Source organism: Algibacillus agarilyticus, assembly GCF_003286125.1.
Taxonomy (GTDB): Bacteria; Pseudomonadota; Gammaproteobacteria; order Enterobacterales; family Alteromonadaceae; genus Algibacillus; species Algibacillus agarilyticus.
This window is the reverse complement of sequence record NZ_QMED01000006.1, coordinates 66,949-90,707: the sequence shown is the minus strand read 5'-3', so window position 1 is coordinate 90,707 and position 23,759 is coordinate 66,949. Positions and strand designations below refer to the sequence as shown.

18 protein-coding genes are annotated in these 23,759 nt (G+C 38.4%); 8 read left to right on the top strand and 10 right to left on the bottom strand.

Features of this window, described 5'->3' with window-relative positions; translation table 11 throughout:
• Window positions 1-263 precede the first annotated feature (263 nt).
• From DPX34_RS06985 to DPX34_RS06950, 8 genes are all read right to left on the bottom strand, one after another.
• Complete coding sequence (locus DPX34_RS06985) at window positions 264-983, bottom strand: phytanoyl-CoA dioxygenase family protein (RefSeq protein ID WP_111977694.1); 720 nt, start codon at window positions 981-983, stop codon at window positions 264-266.
• Window positions 984-1,069: 86 nt separating this feature from the next.
• Window positions 1,070-2,230 carry a glycoside hydrolase family 26 protein gene (locus DPX34_RS06980; RefSeq protein WP_111977693.1) on the bottom strand — a complete coding sequence of 387 codons (1,161 nt, stop codon included), beginning with the start codon at window positions 2,228-2,230 and terminating at the stop codon, window positions 1,070-1,072.
• A 12-nt stretch (window positions 2,231-2,242) separates the two neighbouring features.
• Complete coding sequence (locus DPX34_RS06975; protein ID WP_111977692.1) at window positions 2,243-3,604, bottom strand: MFS transporter; 1,362 nt, start codon at window positions 3,602-3,604, stop codon at window positions 2,243-2,245.
• 88 nt (window positions 3,605-3,692) lie between these two features.
• Window positions 3,693-4,754, bottom strand: coding sequence for a LacI family DNA-binding transcriptional regulator (locus DPX34_RS06970; RefSeq protein ID WP_111977691.1), 1,062 nt, complete (start codon window positions 4,752-4,754; stop codon window positions 3,693-3,695).
• 243 nt (window positions 4,755-4,997) lie between these two features.
• Window positions 4,998-5,234, bottom strand: a complete 237-nt coding sequence (locus DPX34_RS06965; RefSeq protein WP_232824684.1) for a hypothetical protein — start codon at window positions 5,232-5,234, stop codon at window positions 4,998-5,000.
• Window positions 5,235-5,254: 20 nt separating this feature from the next.
• Window positions 5,255-6,472, bottom strand: coding sequence for a response regulator (locus DPX34_RS06960; protein ID WP_111977689.1), 1,218 nt, complete (start codon window positions 6,470-6,472; stop codon window positions 5,255-5,257).
• On the bottom strand, window positions 6,469-6,807 hold the full coding sequence (locus DPX34_RS06955) for an Hpt domain-containing protein (RefSeq protein ID WP_111977688.1): 339 nt from the start codon (window positions 6,805-6,807) through the stop codon (window positions 6,469-6,471). The genes DPX34_RS06960 and DPX34_RS06955 overlap by 4 nt, the downstream gene beginning before the upstream one ends.
• Window positions 6,800-9,598, bottom strand: a complete 2,799-nt coding sequence (locus DPX34_RS06950) for a PAS domain-containing hybrid sensor histidine kinase/response regulator (protein ID WP_111977687.1) — start codon at window positions 9,596-9,598, stop codon at window positions 6,800-6,802. Before DPX34_RS06950 ends, DPX34_RS06955 begins: the two co-directional genes overlap by 8 nt.
• Before the next feature lie 228 nt (window positions 9,599-9,826).
• Between DPX34_RS06950 and DPX34_RS06945 the strand changes: the two genes are divergently transcribed.
• From DPX34_RS06945 to DPX34_RS06930, 4 genes are all read left to right on the top strand, one after another.
• Complete coding sequence (locus DPX34_RS06945; protein WP_332872824.1) at window positions 9,827-10,717, top strand: aspartoacylase; 891 nt, start codon at window positions 9,827-9,829, stop codon at window positions 10,715-10,717.
• A gap of 150 nt (window positions 10,718-10,867) precedes the next feature.
• Window positions 10,868-12,412: a sensor histidine kinase gene (locus DPX34_RS06940; RefSeq protein WP_111977685.1), complete on the top strand. Its 1,545-nt coding sequence runs from the start codon at window positions 10,868-10,870 to the stop codon at window positions 12,410-12,412.
• A complete protein-coding gene (locus DPX34_RS06935; RefSeq protein WP_111977684.1) occupies window positions 12,405-12,833 on the top strand; it encodes a response regulator in 429 nt (142 codons plus the stop codon). The genes DPX34_RS06940 and DPX34_RS06935 overlap by 8 nt, the downstream gene beginning before the upstream one ends.
• Window positions 12,834-12,842: 9 nt before the next feature.
• Entirely contained in the window at window positions 12,843-14,531 is a 1,689-nt protein-coding gene (locus DPX34_RS06930) for a two-component system response regulator (protein WP_111977683.1), read from the top strand.
• Window positions 14,532-14,562: 31 nt separating this feature from the next.
• On the opposite strand, the gene DPX34_RS06925 is transcribed toward DPX34_RS06930, so the two are convergent.
• Complete coding sequence (locus DPX34_RS06925; RefSeq protein ID WP_111977682.1) at window positions 14,563-14,976, bottom strand: hypothetical protein; 414 nt, start codon at window positions 14,974-14,976, stop codon at window positions 14,563-14,565.
• Between the two features lie 306 nt (window positions 14,977-15,282).
• Between DPX34_RS06925 and mpl the strand changes: the two genes are divergently transcribed.
• On the top strand, window positions 15,283-16,665 hold the full coding sequence (gene mpl, locus DPX34_RS06920) for a UDP-N-acetylmuramate:L-alanyl-gamma-D-glutamyl-meso-diaminopimelate ligase (RefSeq protein ID WP_111977681.1): 1,383 nt from the start codon (window positions 15,283-15,285) through the stop codon (window positions 16,663-16,665).
• A gap of 485 nt (window positions 16,666-17,150) precedes the next feature.
• Here the strand turns inward: mpl and greB are convergent, their stop codons facing one another.
• Entirely contained in the window at window positions 17,151-17,627 is a 477-nt protein-coding gene (greB, locus tag DPX34_RS06910; RefSeq protein WP_111977680.1) for a transcription elongation factor GreB, read from the bottom strand.
• A gap of 112 nt (window positions 17,628-17,739) precedes the next feature.
• Between greB and DPX34_RS06905 the strand changes: the two genes are divergently transcribed.
• The 3 genes from DPX34_RS06905 (at window position 17,740) to DPX34_RS06895 (ending at window position 23,645) form a co-directional block, all read left to right on the top strand.
• A complete protein-coding gene (locus DPX34_RS06905) occupies window positions 17,740-20,082 on the top strand; it encodes a Tex family protein (protein WP_111977679.1) in 2,343 nt (780 codons plus the stop codon).
• A gap of 94 nt (window positions 20,083-20,176) precedes the next feature.
• On the top strand, window positions 20,177-20,608 hold the full coding sequence (locus DPX34_RS06900; protein WP_111977678.1) for a DUF3859 domain-containing protein: 432 nt from the start codon (window positions 20,177-20,179) through the stop codon (window positions 20,606-20,608).
• A gap of 505 nt (window positions 20,609-21,113) precedes the next feature.
• On the top strand, window positions 21,114-23,645 hold the full coding sequence (locus tag DPX34_RS06895) for a TonB-dependent receptor (protein ID WP_111977677.1): 2,532 nt from the start codon (window positions 21,114-21,116) through the stop codon (window positions 23,643-23,645).
• Window positions 23,646-23,759 lie beyond the last annotated feature (114 nt).

The window sequence follows — 23,759 nt, the reverse complement described above, 5'->3', positions numbered from 1 at the left end:
ATAAGCAGCATATGAATGTTTTATTCAAGTTATGCTCTTTTTATTATTATGTTAGTGAATTATTAAGCGATGCATTTTATTAGATTTTGCACCATGATTCATCATAAAAATAGATATTGATTAGAATAGGTATAAATTAAGTGGTTAATTACCGACTAAATTTTTTACGTAGAGAATATATAGTCAAATGATTTGGCTATAATGCAGAGCGAACTCATTATATGACCGGTGAGTTCGCTGCGTTGGCTATTGAGACTTGTTTGTTATGCTTTTTGTAAAAGCCTATCTTCTATTACCGTATTGGTAGTAAATTGATAGCGCATCGTCGGATAAACACAAATATCGGTCACATCTTCCGGGACTCCCTGAGGGATCGCTCTAAAATTTGTTGAAATTCGATATTTACCTATGACGGGTTCAACTCGATGCCAAGCATGGCCATGTAATAAAACTAAGGTCCCTTTTTTAGGTTGAATGACAACTTGCCCTTCATAGAATGTGTCGGTTTCTTCAGATGCTGGAACAGGGCCGCTTTTATGACTTCCAGGAACAACTAGCGTGTAACCTCCAATATCTTCAGTGATATCCATTGTATAAATCAGACGATTCAGATTAAATTGACGACTATCTTCAGGTGGACAATCTTGATGCCAAGATTGCCCTGTTGTGCCTTTCTTTGAAAACATGACCATACTGTAAAGTGATGACCAGTTTTCACCTAAAATTGCTTTTGATAAGTTAACCAATTCAGAATGTGTATCGAAATAGTCAAATTCTTTTACACCTTCTCGTTGCGGGAACCAGGGGATTACTTCAGTTTTAGCCTTTTTTAGAAATTCTTCATTATGAAAAAATTCAGGGTTTTCACCAAAGTAATCAAATATTTGTGTATTAAATCGGTCCATTATTTCATCACTAAAAAAATTTTCTAGTACAAGGTAACCTTCTTGCCAAAACTGTTCTGCTAATGTTTGATAATTCATAATTGAGCCTTTTATCGTGTGTTTTATATACCCTAATTAGCTTAATAGGTTTAATTATTTTTTAAGTTTCTTGGGTATAGTCTTTATTAATATTGGCTTGTTTGGATCCAATATTTTTCATTTGTTATTTCTGCTAACCAACGTTTTTTTATTTCGGGATCACTTTGCACTCTAGAGTCACCCCAATTTCCTTGAGCGCATCCTTGGCTGCCGGCCGGTATTTTGGGTTCACACTGCCACATGGGCTGAGCTTCCCAGTGGGTATTAATGTAAGCAACGGCTCTGATGACATCGTTATTAGCGTAGATAAAATCAAAATAGGCTTGAAACCAGTTTTGCCAAATATATTCTGCATCGACTTGTTCTTGTTGGTTCATATGGATCGGGCTTTTAGTCGCGACACCTGTTCGATAACCTTGAGGTGCCGATTCGGCAATCATGACCGGTTTATTATGCAGACGTGCAAATGTGAGTAATTTTTCTTGAGCGAGTGCTGGATCAATGGCTGGCGGATATAACCATTGCGATTTATCGCGATAAAAGACCGAAACTGAAATCCAATCAACGACATCATCGCCTGGGTACCATTTATTTAAGTGTTCAGGATCTGCATGATCGTAAAGGTGAGTATTTTCACCGGCAATACTGGCTTCGGGCCAAGTTGCAGATTGCCAAACAGTGGTGATGTTTTCTATTTTTTTTGCTTTTATTTTTAGGGCGATATGCCTAAACGCACTGATATAACTGGTTGGTTTATAACAATTCCAAGGCCCATCAAATTCATACCCGATGCGTAAAAATACTTTGCGTGGGCTTAATGAAGACAAATAAACCAGCATTTTATCGATGGATTTATCATACTCGCCTTTTGTTATCGCTTGCCCATGTTGAGGTTGATTACAGGAATCAAAGGCTAAACCAATAGCGAGTGCTGCTTGGTTAGACTCTTGTAAAGATAATGCAAAATCAACATCGCCTGACCCCCAATTATCTTTTTTGAACATGGCTTTTAATGTTTTGTTAGGTTCAGCATGTTTCAAACTACTATAAAGAGTGATGCCTTCAATATTATCTTCGGGTACTGACTTTATATAATCAGTGATCGTGTCTGAATCTTGTCCAATAAACAGTAAAATTTTACCATCAGGCGGCGTAAACTTACCTGAAATAAAATTTGAATCGGAAGTTGCTGCACAACTTATAATGGCTGTAGCAAGTGATAAAATAATTAATAATCGTAATTTCATTGTCATTTCCTGCTATTCGTGGTGGCTAAAACGAGGTTGTTTGACCAAGTTCTGTTGCTGATTTAGTGTCTTTTGTATTGTCGTTATTCGGTTGTTATCTAATTTGTAGAACAAGCTGAGTACAGCACAAAGCCCGGAGAAGACAATAGGGAGTATGGCAAAAGCGAGTATTATTCCATTTAATCCTTCGGTGCTTTGAGCCTGATTGGGCATATAATGGTAAGCGCTTAAAATCCAACCTGCGCCGGCACCTCCAAGTGCAAACCCTAACTTAACCATCAATAAATGACCTGAAAATGTCATTCCCATAATGCGTTTGCCTGTTTTTAACGTGCCGTGATCGACTGTATCAGCAACCATAGAAAAAATGATTGGCACCATGATCATTTGGCAAAAACTAGCCGCCATATTACAACTGAATATTAAAGCGGTGAGGTCGCCAGGCAATGCAAAAAGTAAGGTGTTAAATAAAGCAGTACCTAAAGCACTTATAAAGAGTAAAGTGCGTTTTTCTGCTATTTTCGAGAAAAAACTAACGGATAAAGCACCAATAAAAGAAGCTAAGGTGGCGAGTAATAAAAATGAACTGGTTAATGACTCATCCCCCATATAATACTTTACGTAATGAGGGGTAACCGCTGATCGCATACCGACTAAACTGAGGAGTAATACCGTAATTGCAGCAATGATAAGCCATTGGTCATTTTTAAATAGTGAGATAAAGTCGCTGAACATACTTTCATCACTGCTGACTTTTGTTTGGATTTTTTCTTCTGTTAAATAGAAGCAAGCAACAAAACAGATAAGTGCAATCATGGCTAAAAAGGCCATCGTGAGTTGATAACCTAATGCCTCATCGCCTTGTCCTAATTTAATCACTAATTCAGGAACGGCCCAAACGACAACCGCGGCGCCAGCCATCGCCATCGCGAATCGATATGATTGTAATGAAGCGCGATCTTTTGGGTCGCTTGTCATCACCCCGCCCAAGGCTGAGTAGGGTATATTAATCGCCGTGTAAGCCGTCATTAATACAGCGTAGGTAATGTAAGCATAAATCAGTTTATTGCTTTCACTAAAATCAGGTGTTGTAAACGCGAGAACGGCTAATAGTGCATAAGGTACGGCCAAAAATAAAAGGTAAGGGCGATACACTCCCCATTTGGTGCGCGTTCTATCGGTTATACCGCCCATAACAGGGTCGGTAAACCCATCAAATAAACGGACAACAAGCATAAGTGTGCCAGCGGCAGCGGCTGATATACCAAACACATCGGTATAAAAAATCAACATAAAGTTAGCAACGGTTTGAAATACAATGTTACTCGCTGTATCGCCTAAACCGTAGCCTACTTTTCTTTTGAATGACAACATAAATTACACTCAACTCAGTATTGTTATCGATAACTAATTGTTAATGTTAGCGCCTTTTATGCAAATGTGTGATTATGAAATCTATTTTTTATGGCTGTTTTTTTTGATCTAGCAAAGCGGGCGCAGGCGCAATGGATTCTCGTTGCATAATGGTAAAGTTTAAAACGTTGCGTATACGGTCGGTTGTTAACGCTTCAGGATTGATCTTACCTTGGCTAAATAACTCGATGGCTTTTTCTGACATATCTGTCATAGGCTGCTGCACTGTGCTTAAACTTGGCCACATCGTAGTGGCAATAGGCGAATCATCAAAACCGACAACTGAAATATCTTCAGGCACTGAAAACCCGAGGCGGTTAATCGTCGCAATAGCGGCACTTGCCATATCATCATTCGCTGCAAAAATAGCCGTAGGAGGCGTTGAGAGGTTGAGCAAGTTTGCACTGGCTATTAGGCCTGATTTATAAGTAAATGCCCCGTATTGGATGTATTCGTCAGCAATGGTCAAATTTTGCGAATGCATTGCATCAATGTAGCCTTGTAGTCTTAAGCGACTGGCTCCAATTTTGGGGTCGCCTTTAATAAACGCAATTTTATGATGACCGAGTTTTATTAAATGTTCAGTGACTTTGAAAGCGGCTTCGTAATCATTTATACAAATATAAGGGGTGCGGTTAATATCAATATCTGGGGCGATACGCACAACCGAAATTGAACGACTTAATAAATAGTCAACCAGTTTAACATTATCACATAATGGCGGCAGTAATATGGCACCATCGAGTGCGAGTTCATCTTGCAAATTTTTAGCGGTTGCTAAGATGTTTTCATCATCGCCATTACATTCATCGACAACGAGGTGGAAGCCAAGTCGTCGACATTTACGCATCGCACCACTAATAAACTGACTTACATAAGCTGCACTTGGGTTGTCATAGAGTAGACCTATAAAAAATGATTTATCACTGGCAAGTCTTCTTGCTGATACATTGGGACGATAATTCAATTCATTGATTGCGGATTCAACTTTTAAGCGACTTTTTATGCTAATACTGGCATTAGGCGCAAGCGCCCTAGAAACCGTCATGGTTGAAACACCAGCAAGTTTAGCTACATCTTGTATTGTTGAGCGTTCTCCTGAATTTTTCATGCTAAACCTACTTTTTAATTATTAACCCGATATGTTATCGTTAACAAATGTAGCATATAAGGATGCTTGTGTGTACTTTTTTGTTATGTTAGGGGAATATTCACGTGTGACGCATTTGGGGTAAGCTTTTTCTTACCTGTGTATACAAAACAAGAAATAAAGGCAAAAGACATCTCACGATAAATTTTGCCTATTTAAAAAGTGAATTTGTGGGGGGCAGCAACTGCGTTTAGTTATAAATAATTACATGCATTGTAATATTTTCATGGGTTTATCTGCGGCCATAACGCAGCCTCGCTGCTCGTCATTTCCTTCTTGGCACTGAGTTAATAATTTATTAGCGCTGGGGGCTTTATCGCCTAAAACGTTTTTTGCGTGCGCGACTACTTTTGCGCAATCACTTTTTGGCACTGGGGCTGGGCCACAGCTAATAATCAATACAGTGCTAGTTAACACCACTAATTTGCTTATATGTTGCATTATCTTCTCCATTTATTGAATTAATTAGTTTCTGTAATGCCTAACGCACTTTCAACGGCACTAATGATTTGTTCTTTTTTGGATGGTTTCATAATGTAACTGTTGATCCCATAGGCGACCCATTTTTTAACGAGATCTTTATTTTTATTGCTGGTTAACGCGATGATAGGTAAGTCACTTTTATTTGATATTTTTCTAAATTGTTTAGTGGTATTTAAACCATCTAGCTTAGGCATAAACAAGTCCATGATAACGAGGTCATATTTATCTTTTTTAATTTCTTTTAGGGCTTCGATGCCATCGGCAGCTTCGTTAACTAGATAGTTTGCATTTTCTAATATCCGCTTAATCATATCGCGGTATATATGATTATCTTCGACTAACAGTACCTTGTATTGTTTTTTTTGTTCTTCTTTAGGCGGTAGGTCTTGTGATATACCTTGATTGTTTGCTGCATTGTCACTTTGCATTGTTTGTGCTTTGTCAATCGACGCATCTACTGAATTTTGAGTTTGTAAAGCGGATGCCAATAGACTTTTTGTATCGATGTTTTTTTGCTGATGTTGAGTTAAGCCTTGTAGGATTTGAGATAAGTTTTGATGGATATTAGATTCTATCTGGTGAATAATTGGGTTTAAAATATCCGCTAAATTCGCATCAGTACTCGTGCTACTCGTTTCTTGTTCTGAATCCGCCAGTGCTGTTTTACAATCATCAATTGAAGCTTGTAAACTATCATTAAACTCTTGAGCTTCTTCGACTAAATCGACTAAATCGACATCCATATTATCGATATGTTTATTGGTCGTTTCGAGCAGCAGATCGGCCTGATCAAATAATAACGCTAAATTATTTAAAATGGCTTTGAGTCGAAATTTTTCATACATAGGTTTTGTGACAAAATAGTCATAAAAAATACCTTGCGCACAAACATCATAAGCTATTCCTACCTCTTTATTGGAGCACAAAATAATAACTTGATGTGGATGTTGTAATAATTCAAATTCTTTAACCATGGTTAAATAATGGCGTAAAGCATCCGCTATGGTATCGGTCTCTAGCAATAAAATTTTCGGTTTAAACTCTTTGATGGCTTCAATCGCTTCATCGGTTATTTTAAATGCACGAAAATCTTGTATATGGCTGCTTATTAATGAAGAAACACCACTATCTTGTTCATGCTCGTGCAATAGCATAACTTTTGGGTGTCTGGATGCTAATGATTTACCTGGTTTCATGGTTTAAATACCTTTTTAATGTTTTGCACATCAGTTTTTAATTCCATTACTAGTTGTTTTAATAAATTTTTATCTTCCTTTAACGCTGCATTTTCTATTGCTTGTAAACGCTGGGCACACTGTAGAGCGCCTAGTGCTTTTGCTGATGTTTTTAAATAGTGAGCATCTTCTTTCATTGCATGATAGTCATGTTTATTATAGTTCAAAGCTATGGTTTTGAGAGAGGTGATACTCTGTTTAATAAACTCTTGTTTATATTCATTGATCAAATCCTCTTCGTTACCGATTAAACTGCTGAGAATTGCTGGATCATAAATAGCGCAATCATTAGGCATGCCATTTCTCCAATATTGCTTTTAATTGATGGGTTTGAATAGGTTTGGTAATAAAGTCATCCATGCCGGCCTCTAAACATTTTTCTTTATCGCCTGTCATTGCTGCCCCGGTAAGTGCGACAATAGGCGTTGAATTAGCATCTGTTTTTTGTTCTTGTTGGCGTATATTTCGTGACATGCTGTAGCCGTCCATTTCTGGCATATGGCAATCAGTTAAAATTATTTTATAGCGGTGTTTGTTAAATAATGAGATCCCTTCAAGTCCATTGCTGGCTAAGTCGGCTTTATAACCCAGCTGCGTTATTTGTTTGGTTAATAGTTTTTGATTAAGTGGATTGTCTTCTACTATTAATACACTAGCATCGTCACTGGTTGAACAAAGCGGTTTTGAAGGTGCTTGTTCTCTTGTTTCTTCAACCTCGGGATACGCTTTATCGGTTAAAATATTTTTAATTTTATAGCTGGTTAATGGCGGTGATATAATTTTATTTATATGTTTTGTTAATTTATATAACCAAGTACGCATGCTTTTATCGATAAAGATAAAAGTATGGTTAAGTTGATTTGCATTAAAGTGTTCAATTAAGGCTTGGATTTTTGATTTATCAAGATTGAGTGCATTAATAATGATAAAGCCACTTTGATCCAAATCGGATCCATTTGCTAAAAATGAGTCATAGTCCTCGTTTTCTAAGAATGCACCTTGCTGGTCTAGCAGTTCGGTTACCCAATGCTCTGAATCCAAAAATGGATTTATAATAGTAAACTCTTCTCCACATAATAAAGACAAGTTAGCTTCATCTTCTTCTTTTGCTGGCCATAAAGGTAAACCAATAATAAATTTCGAACCTTGACCATATTCACTTTCTACCTTTATCTCCCCGCCAAGCATATCGCTTAAACGCCCACATATCGAAAGGCCAAGCCCTGTACCCCCATATTTTCGAGTCGTTGAGTCCTCTGCTTGAGTAAAAGGGGTAAATAGTTTTTCGACCGCTTCGGGTTTCATACCAATGCCATTGTCTTCAATAATAAACTCAATTTGTTGAACTGGACCCAATGATTTTTCAGGGTTTAAACGTACGGTTAATGTGACTTTGCCATGGGTGTTTTCGTTTGTTTCGGTAAATTTAACCGAGTTGCTTACGATGTTGCTGATGATTTGGCGAATGCGTACCGGATCTGAATTGACACGATCGATATAATCCAATTGCTCTATCAATTCAAATTCTAAGCCGTTGCTTTGTGCAATAGGTGCATACATGCTAACGATATTATCAATGATGCTTGAGACGGATATATCGATGTTTTCAATTTGTAACTTACCCGCTTCTATTTTGTTTAAATCGAGTATGTCATTGAGAATACTAACAAGGTTTAAGGCAGAATTCTGAGCCGTTGTAATGAGTTCTCTCTGTTCCGAATCTAAAGATGATTGATCGACCAAATCAAGCGCACCAATAACACCATTCATCGGTGTTCTGATTTCATGGCTCATCATCGCTAAAAAGTTAGATTTGGAATTACTACCCGCTTCGGCTAAATCACGTGATGCTTCGAGTTCTTTAGTGCGTTGCTGCACTCTTTCTTCCAAATCTTCTTTTATTTCTTCCATTTTCGCTTTGGCAATCATTTCAATGGTGTTGTCGTAACAAATGCCATCAATGCGCACTAAATCACCAAACACATTTTGAGTAACCATGCCTTTAGCGACAATGTGTTTAATTTGGTTAGAAGGCGTGTTAATTCGATAGCTTACATCAAAGGGGATTGCTTCATTAAGTGCGTTATCCAGTGCATTACTGCCGATCTCTCGGTCTTCTGAGTGCATCCGGTCTTTCCAAATGTCCATATTTCCTTGTTGCTCTGGTGTGAATTCGAATATGGCATCAACTTTTTCATCCCATGTCCAAGTACTGTCGAGTAAGTTACCCGTCCAGATCCCGATATTAGCGGCGTCTAATGCCATTTTTTTTGCTTCTTCAGATTCTAATACCGCTTGTAGCATTTCTTTTTGCGCTGTACAGTTTTGAATACTGCCTGTAACTTGTTTTGCACTATCATATTTATCTCTAACTGACTCGCCTTTTATTTCAAACCATTGATAGTCTTTGCTTTTATCAATTAATCTACATTCAATATGCATGGCCGTTTGAAAAGATAAGTGATTACTCACAACTGAATCAAAAATAGGCCGGTCATGTGGGTGCATATATTTTTTTAAATCTTGCCAGCAGGTTAATGTTTCATTGTTTAAACCCAGTAGTGTTTTTGTGGTATTAGAAAAAAACACCGCTGTGCTTTGTAAAAAACGGTCAAGCGGTTCAGCTGAATTTTCATCAGCCACTTGAATTAAATCAACATCCCAAACACCTAAATTAATACTATCGGTTGCTAATTTATATTTAGATTGAGTGTCTGAAAAGTCGGTTAAAGGTGTGTGTGCATCGGTTTGGTCAAAAAATCGAATAATATAAATAGGTTTTTTGCCGATTAATATTGCTTGTGCAGAAGCAAACAATGCCGATGCTTTGATGCCATTGTCTTTATGATTTTCTACAGGGATAGGGATTATTTGTTCATCAGGTGATAGCAGTAAATCAGTTGCCGTTTGTAAGCCTATGATTTGATGTAAAGTAAGTTGTTTTTCCGCTTTCTTTAAATCTTTTTGGTCGATTAAATTGTGTAGGATTGGGTTATTTATTTCATTTAAATCAGACAGAATATTGCCTTGTGCATCAACGAGTATGCTTGTATATGTTTTGATACTTGGGCTAGCTGATTCGGCCATCGTAAATTAACTCATCAAAAATTAACGTTAATATTTTGTTAGTGTCAGTATAGATGAATAAATAAAAAAGAGAGTAAATTGAACCTTATTGTTAGACAAAAACGTTTTTCATTTAAGAAGTGTTAGAGAGTCGAACTATCATATGTCGATATGTGATTAAAATCCCATTTGTTATTCTGTTAAATTACGTCACATATTAAGGTACTTTAAAAATCACGAGGCTTTATTGTGTCGATAAAACAAGTCGCAGTCGTTGGTGGCACACACGGAAATGAAATAACAGGTTATTATCTGTTAGAAAAATGGCAGGCAGCACCTGAATTAATTAAACGAGATAGTTTTATCACTCGAACACTACTGGCTAACCCTAAAGCGTTTGAAATTAACCGTCGCTATGTCGATCAAGATTTAAATCGCCAGTTTGCAAGCAAGAATTTAACGGATCCCACATTAGGCGGTTATGAGCAAAACCGTGCAAAAGTGATTAATGAAGAGCTCGGTCCTAAAGGCGCATCGAAAACCGATTTGGTTATCGATTTGCATACGACGACGAGTAATATGGGACCAACATTATTAATGCCACAAGCCGGTCGGTTTTATAATCAGTTAGCGGCGTATTTAAAATTAAATATGCCAGACGTCACTATTTTCCGTGATGAAGATCATAAAGATAATGATGAGCATCATTTATTGGCTACAACCGGGCGTTATGGTGTTATTGTTGAAGTTGGGCCTGTACCGCAAGCTGTTTTACGCCATGATGTATTTGAGCAAAGCGAGATGATGGTTCAGCATATTTTAGATTTTGCAGAGGCTTACAATACCGATAGTTTGCCCATGTTGCCCGAAAAAACAGAGGCTTATCGTTTTTTGAAGAGCTTACAATTGCCACTAAATCAAGAAGGTGAGCGTTTAGGCATGGTGCATAAAAATATTCAAGACAACGATTTCACGACGTTAAACCCTGGTGACCCTTTATTTCAGTTGTTTAGTGGTGATACGGTTTATTACCAAGGTGATAAAACGGTTTATACCGCGTTTGTAAACGAAGCCGCTTATTATGATAATAATCTTGCGATGTCGCTTATGGAAAAAGTAACCATAACGCAGGTTGATTAAACTCGTTTAAATTGCTCAACGTTCGTTGGGCAATTTTTATTGTTTGCCCTATTATCTTTTTGTTATTTCCCCACCTTTTACTACACTTATTAATAGCCTTACACCTTTAAATATTAATAGCCTTACACCTTTAAATATTAATAAGCTTATATGCCCACTCAGACTGCTGATTATTTAAAACAAGAATTAAAAATTGCACTAAATGAAAATAGTGAAATTTTTGATTGGATAGACCATCACGTTTTGGATGGCTTGTGGTATCGCGATCTCGAAAACCCAGATAACGAATGGTTTAGCCCTACACTGCTAAGTACGCTTGGCTACCAAGAAGGTGAAGTACCACTATTAGCGCATTGGTGGCAATCACATTTATTTAGTGAAGATAAAAATCGTGTGATTGATAATTACAATAAATATTTAGCCGATCCGCAACACCCATACGATCAAGTCGTAAAATATAAACATAAAAATGGCAGTGTTGTTTGGGTGCGTTGTCGTGGCTTAATTATTCGTAATGATTTGGGTAAACCTATTCGAATGTTGGGCGCTCATTCTAATATTACTCAACTTTTGCAAACACAATCAGAACTTGAAAACTTATCTGAGTCGCTGAGTCGAAAAAATGAAATAGCCGATCTTGCTATTAAAGCATCAAATATTGGCATTTGGGAATGGCATTGCCATGCTGAACATCAATATTGGAATGCTGAAATGTTCGAAACGTATGAGTTGGACGGTATTCAAGGTGATGTTCCACATGCTGTTTGGATTAATATGTTGCATATTGATGACCGTGAACGCGTTTTAGCTGAGTTTAACAGTGCATTGTCCAAAAATGATGACTTTGAATCGAGTTTTAGAGTGGTTACTGCCAAAGGCAAGTTAAAAACAGTCCGCATGCTCGGCTCTGTTTTTTCTGATGAATCTGGACAAGCTGAACGCATTTTAGGGGCTAATTGGGATACGACCGAACAAACTCGTGAACGCAAAGCGTTAGAACGCTCTAATCATGAGTTATCAAAATTTGTTCAAGTGGCCTCTCATGATTTACGTTCGCCGTTAAATGGTATTTATAATCTAGCGAGTTGGATTGAGGAAGATCATGCTGAGCAATTACCCGGAGAAGCACTCGATTATTTAAAAACAATGCAAGGTCGTATTTTAAGAATGCGAAATTTGTTAGATGATTTAGTTAATTATGCGCGTTTAGATATGAGTGTATGCGAACCAGAATTGTTGGATATATCACTCTTTGTGCAAGATGTTGTTAGTTTGATGGCGTCCAATAAAAAAATTAGCGTTGATTTTTCTGCTGGTTCGCTAACGCAAATGCGTTTGCCCCGCGTTTCTTTTGAGTTGGTCATGCGCAATATTATTTCTAACGCAATCAAACATATAGAAGAAGATCGTCTTGAGTTAATGCTTAATTGTTATCAAGAAGGCAACTTTAATATTATTGAAGTTACCGATAATGGTCCTGGTATACCTTCACAATTTCAGCAACGAGTAACTGAAATGTTTACGACTTTAAAACCTAAAGATCAGGTAGAAGGTAGCGGCATGGGGTTGGCGTTAATTAAAAAAACGGTTGAATTTTATGGTGGTGAATTAAATGTCATATCCAATGGCATTAAAGGCACTACAATTAAAACATCGTGGCTAACTAATTTGAATGTCGAGACCATCAATGAATAAACATGAAATAACGATCTTATTAGTTGAAGATGATGATATTGATGCGATGTCATTTGAGCGCTCTATTCGTAAGCAAAAAATTGGTAATCAAATTATTCGTGTGGTAAATGGCCAAGAAGCAATTACATTAATGCAAAATGATTTGCAGTCAAAGCCCTATATCGTATTACTCGATTTGAACATGCCGGTGATGAATGGCTTTGAATTTCTTGATTATATTCGTCATGATGCCACTTTGCGTAAGACGACTGTTTTTGTGCTTACATCTTCTGATGATGAAAAAGATATAATGCAAAGTTATGACAAATTTGTGGCGGGGTATTTTGTTAAAGGGTCAACAGGGCAGCAATTTTTAGAGTTAATATCGCTACTCGATGGCTATTGGCAGCTTGTATATTTACCAACTAATAATATCAATTGAAGGCTAAATATGGATATTTTAGTCATAGAAGATGATTTGCTTGATTTTGAAATTCTTAAGCGCGCTTTTTCTAAAAGTTCGATGCAGTTTAGGTTAGTTAAAGCATCAACATCTGAAGAGGCGTTTACGCTGTTTAAAAAAGATGCTTTTGATATCATTTTGTTAGATTTTTATTTACCGGATCAAACTGGGTTGGAGTTTATAACGACTTTCAAACACGAATTTGGTGAAGACGAAGTAGCCATTGTGGTATTAAGCCATGAAGCAAACCCGGATGTCGCTATTCAATGTGTCGAGGCAGGGGCAGAAGATTACTTAACAAAAACCGAAATTACGCCTGCTCGCCTTAAGCAAGCTATATATCATTCGCAAGCACGTTTAAAATTACGCAAGCAGCTTATTGATAGCTTTAGCCAAGTCAAATATTTAGCTGAAAGAGATAGTCTAACTGGACTCGCCAATCGACGACATTTTGAGCAAACATTGCGTGATGAATTGAGTCTAAATGGTCATGCTCATACTCATCTTGCCGTTGCTATCGTTGATTTAGACCATTTTAAACACATTAACGATAGTCATGGTCATGATGTTGGTGATCAGTTGCTGATCCAGGTCGCCATGCACATTTCTAAATTAATATCTGATAATCTCTTGATCGCGCGAATTGGTGGTGATGAATTTGGCATTTTACTTAAATGCAATGAGCATCAGCAATCAATCGATCTTGAATTGAAATCTCTACTCAATGATATTAATCGTGTCAAAGTTAATGGTATTGAGTTTATTACCTCAGTTAGTATCGGCGTCGCGGTTGTTCCGTTTGGCAATGCAAAATCAGAAGATGTACTCAAATGTGCTGATATTGCGATGTTTAAAGCTAAAAATTCCGGTCGCAATCGCCTTTGTTATTTCGAAGACGAAATGCAAGCTTATTTTGATAAACGATATGCTATAGAAATAGCGCTGCACTCCGCGTTAGACAACAATGAATTTGATATTTACTTTCAGCCTGTTTTTAACGTAAAAAAAGACGTTGTTGGTGTTGAGGCGTTAATTCGTTGGATTAAAGAGGGCGAGTTTATCCCGCCTGATGAATTTATTCCTATTGCAGAAGAAAGTACGATTATCAATGATATTGGTTATTGGGTACTTCATGCCGCGATGGATAAATTTAAGCAATTAATTAATGAAACGAATAATGACGAACTTGTATTAAGTATTAATATCTCACCGGTTCAACTGACTGATCAGCAGTTGGCGGGTCATATTGTACAAGAGTTAATAAAGCATGATCTTCGACCTAAGCATATTGAGCTCGAAATAACAGAAACTGCATTGATGGTTAATACAGAAGAAAGCTTAGATACGTTAGAACAATTATCGGATATTGGTTTTTCTATCGCATTAGATGATTTTGGTACCGGTTTTTCTTCAATTTCGCATTTGATCGATTTTCCAATAAATACAGTTAAAATTGATAAATCGATTATGTTGAGTTCGCAATCAGAGCGACAAAATAAATTAATCCATGGACTTGCGTTTATGATCCATTCGTTAGATATGGATATCGTCGCAGAAGGTGTTGATAATCCCGAAACGGTGTCTTTATGTGATTTGTTAAACATTGAACGCTTACAAGGCTTTTATTTATCAAAACCACAGCCGCTTTCGGTTTTAAAACAAACGTTTTTTAGCTAAACCGTGCGTTAATCCGCATCATCATTGGTTTTTATATGACTAACTCAGCTTGAGGGAGCTTTTTTGCGATAAATTGTTGTAATTTACGTATATAAGCCGGATCGAATTGATAAGATACTTTGCCATCGTCTATGTAAGGCAATTGCAATAAGCCTCGGCCATCAACTTGATTAACGATTATGACGTTAATGTCAGCTATCGGAAAAACATGGTTATCTAAATAAAACAGGTTTTGCTCTATTTTGATATGTTCAAATGGATTTTGATATGTTTGATACCGCTGAATGCCATAAAATGTAGTAAACAAGACTAAATTGGTTAAACCTATCGCTAATATAAGCCAACTGGGTTCAACATAGTTATCGATAAAAACACAGTAATAACCTGCTATTAAAATTAAGCTGGTATTCACTAGCAATATTTTTTTTAATGCTGATGTTTTCATATAAATTCCTTTTATAAAGCCCTTGCTCACATAGATTTATAAACGCAGCTAACACTGCTTATTCACGACATCTGTATTCTTATAGACCCAAGTCATTTCCAAGCGTAGAAACGCGTACTTTGAAGTCACTTGAGTATAGATAGGCATTCCGTTGCTTACTTTATTTATAGTAAAAGCCCTAAATTAATCAAGGTTAATTGCTCGGTTTTTAAGCTTAAATTATTTAATTTGTTGTGCTTAGTTGTACTCAGGTCAAGATTAAATTAGCCTAGTGACAATTTTATTACTTTTGAATGCTTGGGTTTTATGCATATACATATTTTAGGTATTTGTGGCACGTTTATGGGGGGCTTAGCGGTTATAGCTAAGGAGCTGGGTTATAAAGTAACGGGGTCTGACGCGAATGTTTATCCCCCAATGAGCACACAGCTAACTGAACTCGGAATAGATTTATTAGAAGGCTATAAAGTTGAGCATTTAAACCCTAAACCTGATTTGGTTATTATTGGCAATGCGTTGTCTCGTGGCAATGAGGCGGTTGAAGCCGTGTTAAATCAAAATATCCCCTATGTTTCAGGGCCTCAATGGTTGCTTGAACATGTGTTGAAAGATAAGTGGGTATTAGCCGTATCGGGCACTCACGGAAAAACCACCACTACTAGCATGTTAACTTGGATATTAGAAGATAACGGTTTAAAACCAGGCTTTTTGATCGGCGGAGTTGCTAATAATCTAGGGGTATCGGCACGCTTAGGCGATTCTATTTTCTTTTGCATTGAAGCGGATGAATATGACTCGGCTTTTTTTGATAAGCGTAGCAAGTTTGTTCATTATCGCCCTCGCACGTTGATCTTGAATAATTTAGAGTTTGACCATGCTGATATTTTTGCTGATTTACCGGCAATTCAAAAACAGTTTCACCACCTTATGCGTACTGTGCCAAGCAATGGCATGGTATTGCTGCCAGAATCCGATAAAGCATTAGAGCAGGTTATTGATATGGGGTGTTGGTGCGAAAAGCAAACAACCGGTTTAGTGGGTGAAAACACCATTATCTCGGCCGATTGGCAATTACGAGCGCATAAAGCCGATTATTCTGAATTTGATATTATGTTTGAAAATGAATATCAAGGAACCGTTAATTGGAATTTAGTGGGTGAGCATAACGCTAATAACGCGCAAATGGCCGTTGCTGCCGCGCGTAATGTCGGCGTAAGGCCGCAAGATGCGATCGCGTCTTTAGCCAAATTTGAAAATGTTAAACGCCGGTTAGAATTAAAAGGTGAAGTTAATCAAGTGAAGGTATTTGACGATTTTGCTCACCATCCGACTGCGATCGCCACAACACTTGATGGTATGAAAAATAGTTTACTGACGCAAGGACAAATAGGGCGCATTATTGCCGTATTAGAACCTCGTTCTGCGACGATGAAACTCGGCGTTCATGCCGCCACGTTAAGTGATTCTTTAAGTGATGCCGATGCGGTTTATTTATTTCAACCTGAAAACTTAGGTTGGTCTTTGGATGAAGTGTGTAAGCAAAACAAGCAACCTTCTTATTTATATCAAAACATTGATGAACTCGTACAAGCTGTTGTTAATGATGCAGATAAAGGCGATGTTATTTTAGTGATGAGTAATGGCGGTTTTGCGGGGATCCACCAAAAATTACTCGATTCGCTTGTCTAACTCACTGTGCAAGCTTTACTAGCCGCTAATTTAGCGGCTTTTTTGATGTGTTATAGTCAAAGCGATCGGGTTTTAGGGGAAGCCGTCAAGCTTCGAGACCCCATGAGCATATGCTCTATTATGTGATTGGGGCGAGTAAGCGCTGACAATGAACCATAAAACCTGAGCGAGAAGACTATATACCAATTCATATAAATAAGTGATCTCTCAGAATGCATCCAGCGGTTTTTGAACAAGGCGTCGGTGTACAGGAATGGTTGTTCCCTTTCAAATACCGATAACGCAGGTCAAAAGCCGCTGGGGCATTCCTTTCAGGCGAGTTTTAAATGCGCTTACTCTGTGTTGCTCGAACTCAAAAGAACACCACTATTCTTTTATTTAAGCGCATTTAAACGCTCGCTGAGTGGGCACTTATTATTACGGATTAGTATTATGCTAACAAGGTTAGCTACTCAGCGTGATTTACTCCTCGCTGTATATAAAACTTATTCACGATAACGGATCTGAGTAATGTAGTAGATTTTTGTACCGTTGGGCGTTTTAACGGTAATTTCGTCATCCACTCTTTTGCCAATTAATGCGCGGGCCATGGGCGAATCAATGCTAATAAAATTAACTTTAGGGTCAAACTCATCTGAGCCCACGATCCGATAACAAAATGTGTTTTCTTCTTCATCTTCCAGACTCACCCAAGCACCAAAATAAACTTTACCTTCTTGTTGTGGGTTAGGATACACAACCTGCAATTCATCTAAGCGTTTTGATAAAAAGCGCACGCGACGATCTATTTCACGCAAACGGCGTTTACCATAAATATATTCTGCGTTTTCACTTCTATCGCCTTGCGCGGCGGCTTCTGAAACTGAACGCGTTATTCGAGGGCGCTCCTCTTTCCATAAATAGCGTAATTCTTGCTCTAACTTTTCCCAACCATCGCGGGTAATATGATTACTTCTTACCATTTTTTATTTTTAGACTAGCATTATTAAATCTTCGCCCATATATACTCGTGATTATCCATAATTTCCAGTTTTGCTGTCGAAATACGGCAGGTATTCGATTTAGGACCCCATGATGTCAGAAATAGTACAACTTATCGCTGCTGAGTTAAACGTACAGCCAAAGCAAGTTGCATCCGCAGTTGCTTTATTAGATGAAGGTGCAACGGTGCCTTTCATTGCCCGTTATCGTAAAGAGGTAACCGGTGGATTAGATGATGGCCATTTACGAACCCTTGAAACGCGTTTGATTTATTTACGTGAATTAAACGATCGTCGCAGTGTTATATTAAAAAATATCACAGAACAAGAAAAGTTAACCCCTGCTTTGGCTAATGCAATTGCTAACGCCAGCAGTAAAACCGATTTAGAAGAATTATATTTACCCTACAAACCTAAGCGTCGCACTAAAGGTCAAATTGCAATAGAGGCTGGTTTAGCGCCTTTAGCTGATGGATTGTTAGCCGATTTATCACAAGACCCTGAGCAACTTGCGGCAAATTATTTAAATACTGATGCCGGTATTAATGAAGCCAAAGATGCACTTGATGGCGCTCGATTTATTGTGATGGAACGCTTTGCCGTAGACGCTGAGCTACTGAAAAAAATTCGTCAGTATTTATGGCAATATGGCACGATTGAAAGCGCTGTCGTGAAAGGTAAAGAAAATGAAGGGGCCAAATTTTCTGATTATTTCGAATTTTCCGAAGCGTTAAATAAAATACCTTCGCATCGTGCATTAGCCGTTTTCCGTGGCCGTAATGAAGGTGTGCTAAATGTAACGTTAAATGCCGATCCGCAAAGTGAAGAGGGCGTTTTAACGTCGGCAATCGAAATTATGATTGCAGAACATCAAGGTTACCAGTGGCAAGGTTTAGCGGCCGAAGCATGGTTAAAACAAGTTATTAAATGGACTTGGCGCATAAAAATAAGCACGCATATGGAAACCGAGCTGTTCTCACAAATAAGAGAAGTGTCGGAAGAAAGTGCAATTTCGGTGTTTGCCACCAATTTAAAAGACTTATTGATGGCAGCACCGGCGGGAGCAAAAGCGACAATGGGCTTAGATCCGGGCATTAGAACCGGGGTTAAAGTTGCGATTGTTGATAACACCGGTAAAGTTTTAGATACCGCGGTTATTTATCCACATGAACCGCAAAAAGCGTGGGATAAATCAAAACGTACACTGGCTAATCTAGCGGCTAGACATAAAGTTTCATTAGTGAGCATTGGTAATGGTACGGGCTCTCGTGAGACCGATAAACTGGTTGCAGAATTAATTAAAGCGGAACCTGAGTTAAAGCTAACAAAAGTGATGGTAAGTGAAGCGGGTGCTTCGGTTTATTCTGCGAGTGAGACTGCGGCTGCTGAGTTTCCTGATATGGATGTTTCGTTACGAGGTGCGGTTTCAATTGCACGTCGTTTACAAGACCCGTTAGCCGAGTTAGTTAAAATTGAACCTAAATCGATTGGTGTAGGGCAATACCAACATGACGTAAGCCAAAGTATGCTCGCACGTGCGTTGGATGCGGTTGTCGAAGATTGTGTAAATGCGGTTGGTGTTGATTTAAATATGGCTTCAGCTCCTTTATTAGCGCGAGTTTCAGGGCTTAATAAAACCTTAGCGCAAAACATTGTTGATTTTAGAGACATAGAAGGTCGCTTTACTAACCGTACTCAACTTAAAAAAGTATCACGTTTAGGGCCAAAAGCTTTTGAGCAATGTGCAGGATTTTTAAAAATCAGTAACGGCGATAACCCTCTCGACGCTTCATCTGTTCACCCTGAAGCTTATCCTGTGGTGAAAAAAATAGTTGAGACGAATCAAGTTGCGGTAAACGATATTATTGGTAATGGCACTAAGCTTGCGGCGTTAAATGCTAACGACTATACCGATGAAAAATTTGGTTTACCGACGGTAACTGACATTTTTAAAGAGTTAGAAAAACCAGGACGAGATCCACGCCCCGAATTTAAAACCGCTACATTTAAAGATGGCGTAAATACGATCAGTGACTTAACCGTCGGTATGAAGCTCGAAGGCGTGGTGACGAATGTAACCAACTTTGGGGCTTTTATTGATGTAGGCGTACATCAAGATGGTTTAGTGCATATATCCGCGATGTCTGAAACGTTTATTGATGACCCACGTAAAGTGGTAAAAGCGGGCGATATTGTTAAGGTTAAAGTCACAGAAGTCGATGTGCCGCGTAAACGTATTGGGTTTACCATGCGTTTGAATGACGATGTTCAAGCCCCGGCAAAAAGCGCGGCTAATCCAACGCAAAACCGCCAATCTCGTCCGGCTCGTCATCATTCAAATCGTCCAGCTAAAACCAGCTTTGGTGGTGGAAATACGGGCGCGCCTGCCATGGGAAATGCATTTGCAGACGCGTTTGCTAAAGCTAAAAAGAAATAGCACGGTTAATTTATCGCTACGGTTTATTCAATTCATTTAGGTTGACAAAGCCAGAGCGCAAGCTCTGGTTTTAACCTTTAATACAGGTATTATTTTGTCTAAATTAAAGTCTATTTATACAATTGTAAGTCATGGTATTTATACCAAATGGGATGCTAAATCAAAAGATTTACCTAAAATTCGGCAGTTTACGACCGAGATCCCTGCTGAAGAAGATATCGAATTTGGTTTTGTTTTTAATGCCCAAAAAGCCAAAGGTAAAAAACTCGTTTATACCATTTACCACCCTGATATCCCTGATGAAGACGGTGAAGTTATGGCTCCTTTTACCGGTATCGCTCATGTACGAACGAATAATTGGGACTTTTATTTAGGCGATACTATATGGCTGCCTATCGACAATAAAACCGGTCCGTGGCGTATGACTATAAGTCATGATGATCAGATTTTGGCTGAAAAAACATTTAATGTTGGTTTTGCTGAGCAAAATAATGAAGCGATGTTTTGGAAAAAACGTGGTTTTTAAATCGTTTGTGTTTACGTTACGATCGTTTCACTAACTCATTTTTAAATTAGCTTGTTCCACTGGGTATAAAATTACTCGGGGTTATCACATACGGTATATGTGTTAAAACGCTATTTAAAACCCACTTCTTCGCTTTATTTATTCCTTAAACTAAGTTATTTCCAAAAAGTATATAAAATCTATTTATGATTAAATATGATAAATAGGTGTTTATTTATCGATTATTGTTTGTATTTTGTACAGATTGTAGTGAGTTAAATTTAGGGTTTATACCGCTAAGGTGAGTCTGTCGCTTTGTGCTATTTTGTGCTTAATAACCAGCTGAGACATTTTAATTTTATATGACTACAATGAGAACAGTTGTTGCACTTAAGAAACTGTAAATCTTTAAAAAATCAAGGATTAATCTAATTGATAAGCCGCAGGGCTTTGCGATTTAGTGGTTCGCTAAATTAACCAAAGGATGGTTATAAAGATAAGAAGACTAACGTGGAGAATTAAACACATGTCATTTGCTTCGTCATTTAAAAAGAATTCAATTAACTTAGCGGTTACGGCTGCACTTAGTACTTCTGTATCGGCATTGGCGGATGAATCACTCGAAACCAATAATCAAAATAAAAACAATAATAAACCTAAGTCGTTAGAGGTTATACAAATAACAGCGACACGACGCACAGGCTCTATCCAAGATTTACCTATCAATGTTTCGGCCATTGATGCCGACTTAATAGAAAAGCAAAATTTAACTGAACTGAGTGATATTGCTCGCTGGGTGCCGGGTTTAAGTATTGCAGACCAAGGTGGAAGAAGCGATCAACCCATTATATTGCGCGGTTTAAATACCAATTCATCGGGGCCTGGGGCTAACGCAGAAACGGTTGCAACCTATTTGGGCGAAACGCCTTTACTGATTGATTTAAAGCCTCTGGATTTACAACGCGTAGAAGTCTTGATTGGCCCACAAGGCACTTTATATGGCGCAGGTACGTTAGGTGGCGCTATTCGTTATATACCGAATAAACCTGAAATGGATACACTCGACGGTTCTGCATATTTTGATGTTTCGCGTTTTGTCTCTGACGCGCCGAGTACCGAGTTAGGTTCGGATGCTGGATTTGTTATTAATGTACCCTTAATTAACGATACATTAGCGTTGCGTACCGCTTTTGCTTATACCGAAGCGCCAGGTTATGTTGATTACGCTTATACGGTGAAAAAACCAGGTGTGTCTTTGCCTGATGTCGATTGGAGCGATGCAGCACAAGTGAGTGAGCATACACAATCGATACGTGGCGCAAACACCGAAGAAACCTTAACCGCAAGAGCTTCTTTACGTTGGCTGCCTACTGATAAAGTAGATGCAACACTGTCTGTTCATTTTCAAAAACAAGATATTGGCGGCCGTTCTATCGTACATCGCCAAGGCCTCGCTGATGATCATGGTTTAGCGTCAACAATCGGTGAATATGAATCGGCTTATCGAGTGGCCGAACCCTTAGAACGAGAAGACTTATTAACCAATTTAGATGTGATTGCTGACTTAGGGTTTGCCGAATTAACCTCTTCTACCGCAATATCGGCGAGTGACAGCACGGGCGCGCGTGACCAAACTGATTTGTTGGTACGCCTAGATTATGGTTATGAAGAATTCCCAGCATTAACCGCTTTTACGCGAGAAAACGCCGATACCGACATCTTTACCCAAGAGCTTCGATTAGTCTCAACCAGCGATTCTAATTTAACCTGGATTGCCGGCGCATTTTATTATAATAAAGATCTTTCGGCTACCAGCAAAGAGTTTACGCCTAACTTTGATCTGTTTGCTATTAATGAGTGGGGCGTTACAGGTGCTCCTCGACCTGATGCTTTAGAGTATTTTTCGGCTAACGAAGAAAAGAAAAAAGAATCGGCGTTGTTTGGTGAAATTTCTTATCAAATAACCCATGACTTTTCTGCAACTTTGGGGGTTCGATTATATCGGTATAACCTTAAAACGAAAGCCCAAGTCGATTATCCATTATTGTATACAACGATTGATCCTGATAATGATGGGCGAGCGCCCCATGAAAATTTGATTAATTTAGCCAATAAAGAATGGGAACAAGCGAAAAATTCAGGCTCACTATTCAAAATTAACCTGAGTTATGATTTAACCGATGATGCGTTAACCTATTTTACCATCAGTGAAGGTTATCGTATTGGTGGTTCAAATGTGGTGCCATCATGTGATGATCCTGTAATTAAAAAACAACAAGAAAAAGGCTTACAAGTTACGTGCGCGACAGATGATGAAATGCAATTTGAGCCTGATACTACCACTAATTATGAGCTTGGCTTTAAGTCGACTTGGCTGCGTAATCGCTTCCACTTAAATGCCGCGCTTTTTTATGTTGATTGGCAAGATGCTCAAATTGGAGGCGCGACAGCAAGTGGCCAACAACCCATTACAAGCAATGCGGGCGGGGCTAAAAGTAGAGGATTTGAGCTAGCCGGTCGTGGTTTAATTACCGACGAGCTATCTCTTTATGCCACATTTGCATTCACCGAAGCTGAATTAAAAGATGATGCGCCTTACTTATTTAACGTCGCGACTGACGAAACACAAGATTGGTACGATGGTAAAGCGGGTGATCGCTTGCCGGGAGCGCCAAAATATCAATATTCTTTAGGTGGGCAATACAGCACTGATTTAAATTCGGCGTTAATGCTTGATGTGAACTTTGGTTACACTGGGCAGGGTAATGTTTATAGCAAAGTTGGGATAAGAGCCGATGGCGAAAAATTACCAAGCTATGCTTTGGCGAATATCTCGGCGCGAGTATCAAGTGATGTGTGGGGCGTGACTTTTTATATTGATAACTTATTTGACACTTATGCTTACACAGGGGTTCGTCGTGATAAAGGCGATATTGGTGAAGCTCGATATAGTGACTTTAATAGTCACGGTAGCGAAATTCAGCGTAACTACGGCCATTTTTTAGTAAAACCGCGGATGATGGGTATTAAATTTGATTATCAATTTGATAGTTTTTAGCTCGCCATCATTCACAGGCTAAAGTACATATTAATAAAAAGGGCTGTTAAGCCCTTTTTATTTACGTAATACTCTCGCTACACTTATTTGAAGCAACATTATTTGAAGCCAAAT

What these genes read in the sequence shown, in the direction of transcription:
- DPX34_RS06970 (WP_111977691.1), bottom strand. Translation starts at nt 4,754, where the DNA reads ATGAAAAATTCAGGAGAACGCTCAACAATACAAGATGTAGCTAAACTT.
- DPX34_RS06955 (WP_111977688.1), bottom strand. Translation starts at nt 6,807, where the DNA reads ATGCCTAATGATTGCGCTATTTATGATCCAGCAATTCTCAGCAGTTTA.
- DPX34_RS06905 (WP_111977679.1), top strand. Translation starts at nt 17,740, where the DNA reads ATGTCAGAAATAGTACAACTTATCGCTGCTGAGTTAAACGTACAGCCA.
- DPX34_RS06985 (WP_111977694.1), bottom strand. Translation starts at nt 983, where the DNA reads ATGAATTATCAAACATTAGCAGAACAGTTTTGGCAAGAAGGTTACCTT.
- DPX34_RS06960 (WP_111977689.1), bottom strand. Translation starts at nt 6,472, where the DNA reads ATGAAACCAGGTAAATCATTAGCATCCAGACACCCAAAAGTTATGCTA.
- mpl (WP_111977681.1), top strand. Translation starts at nt 15,283, where the DNA reads ATGCATATACATATTTTAGGTATTTGTGGCACGTTTATGGGGGGCTTA.
- DPX34_RS06965 (WP_232824684.1), bottom strand. Translation starts at nt 5,234, where the DNA reads ATGCAACATATAAGCAAATTAGTGGTGTTAACTAGCACTGTATTGATT.
- DPX34_RS06950 (WP_111977687.1), bottom strand. Translation starts at nt 9,598, where the DNA reads ATGGCCGAATCAGCTAGCCCAAGTATCAAAACATATACAAGCATACTC.
- DPX34_RS06925 (WP_111977682.1), bottom strand. Translation starts at nt 14,976, where the DNA reads ATGAAAACATCAGCATTAAAAAAAATATTGCTAGTGAATACCAGCTTA.
- DPX34_RS06930 (WP_111977683.1), top strand. Translation starts at nt 12,843, where the DNA reads ATGGATATTTTAGTCATAGAAGATGATTTGCTTGATTTTGAAATTCTT.
- DPX34_RS06940 (WP_111977685.1), top strand. Translation starts at nt 10,868, where the DNA reads ATGCCCACTCAGACTGCTGATTATTTAAAACAAGAATTAAAAATTGCA.
- DPX34_RS06895 (WP_111977677.1), top strand. Translation starts at nt 21,114, where the DNA reads ATGTCATTTGCTTCGTCATTTAAAAAGAATTCAATTAACTTAGCGGTT.
- DPX34_RS06935 (WP_111977684.1), top strand. Translation starts at nt 12,405, where the DNA reads ATGAATAAACATGAAATAACGATCTTATTAGTTGAAGATGATGATATT.
- DPX34_RS06975 (WP_111977692.1), bottom strand. Translation starts at nt 3,604, where the DNA reads ATGTTGTCATTCAAAAGAAAAGTAGGCTACGGTTTAGGCGATACAGCG.
- DPX34_RS06980 (WP_111977693.1), bottom strand. Translation starts at nt 2,230, where the DNA reads ATGAAATTACGATTATTAATTATTTTATCACTTGCTACAGCCATTATA.
- greB (WP_111977680.1), bottom strand. Translation starts at nt 17,627, where the DNA reads ATGGTAAGAAGTAATCATATTACCCGCGATGGTTGGGAAAAGTTAGAG.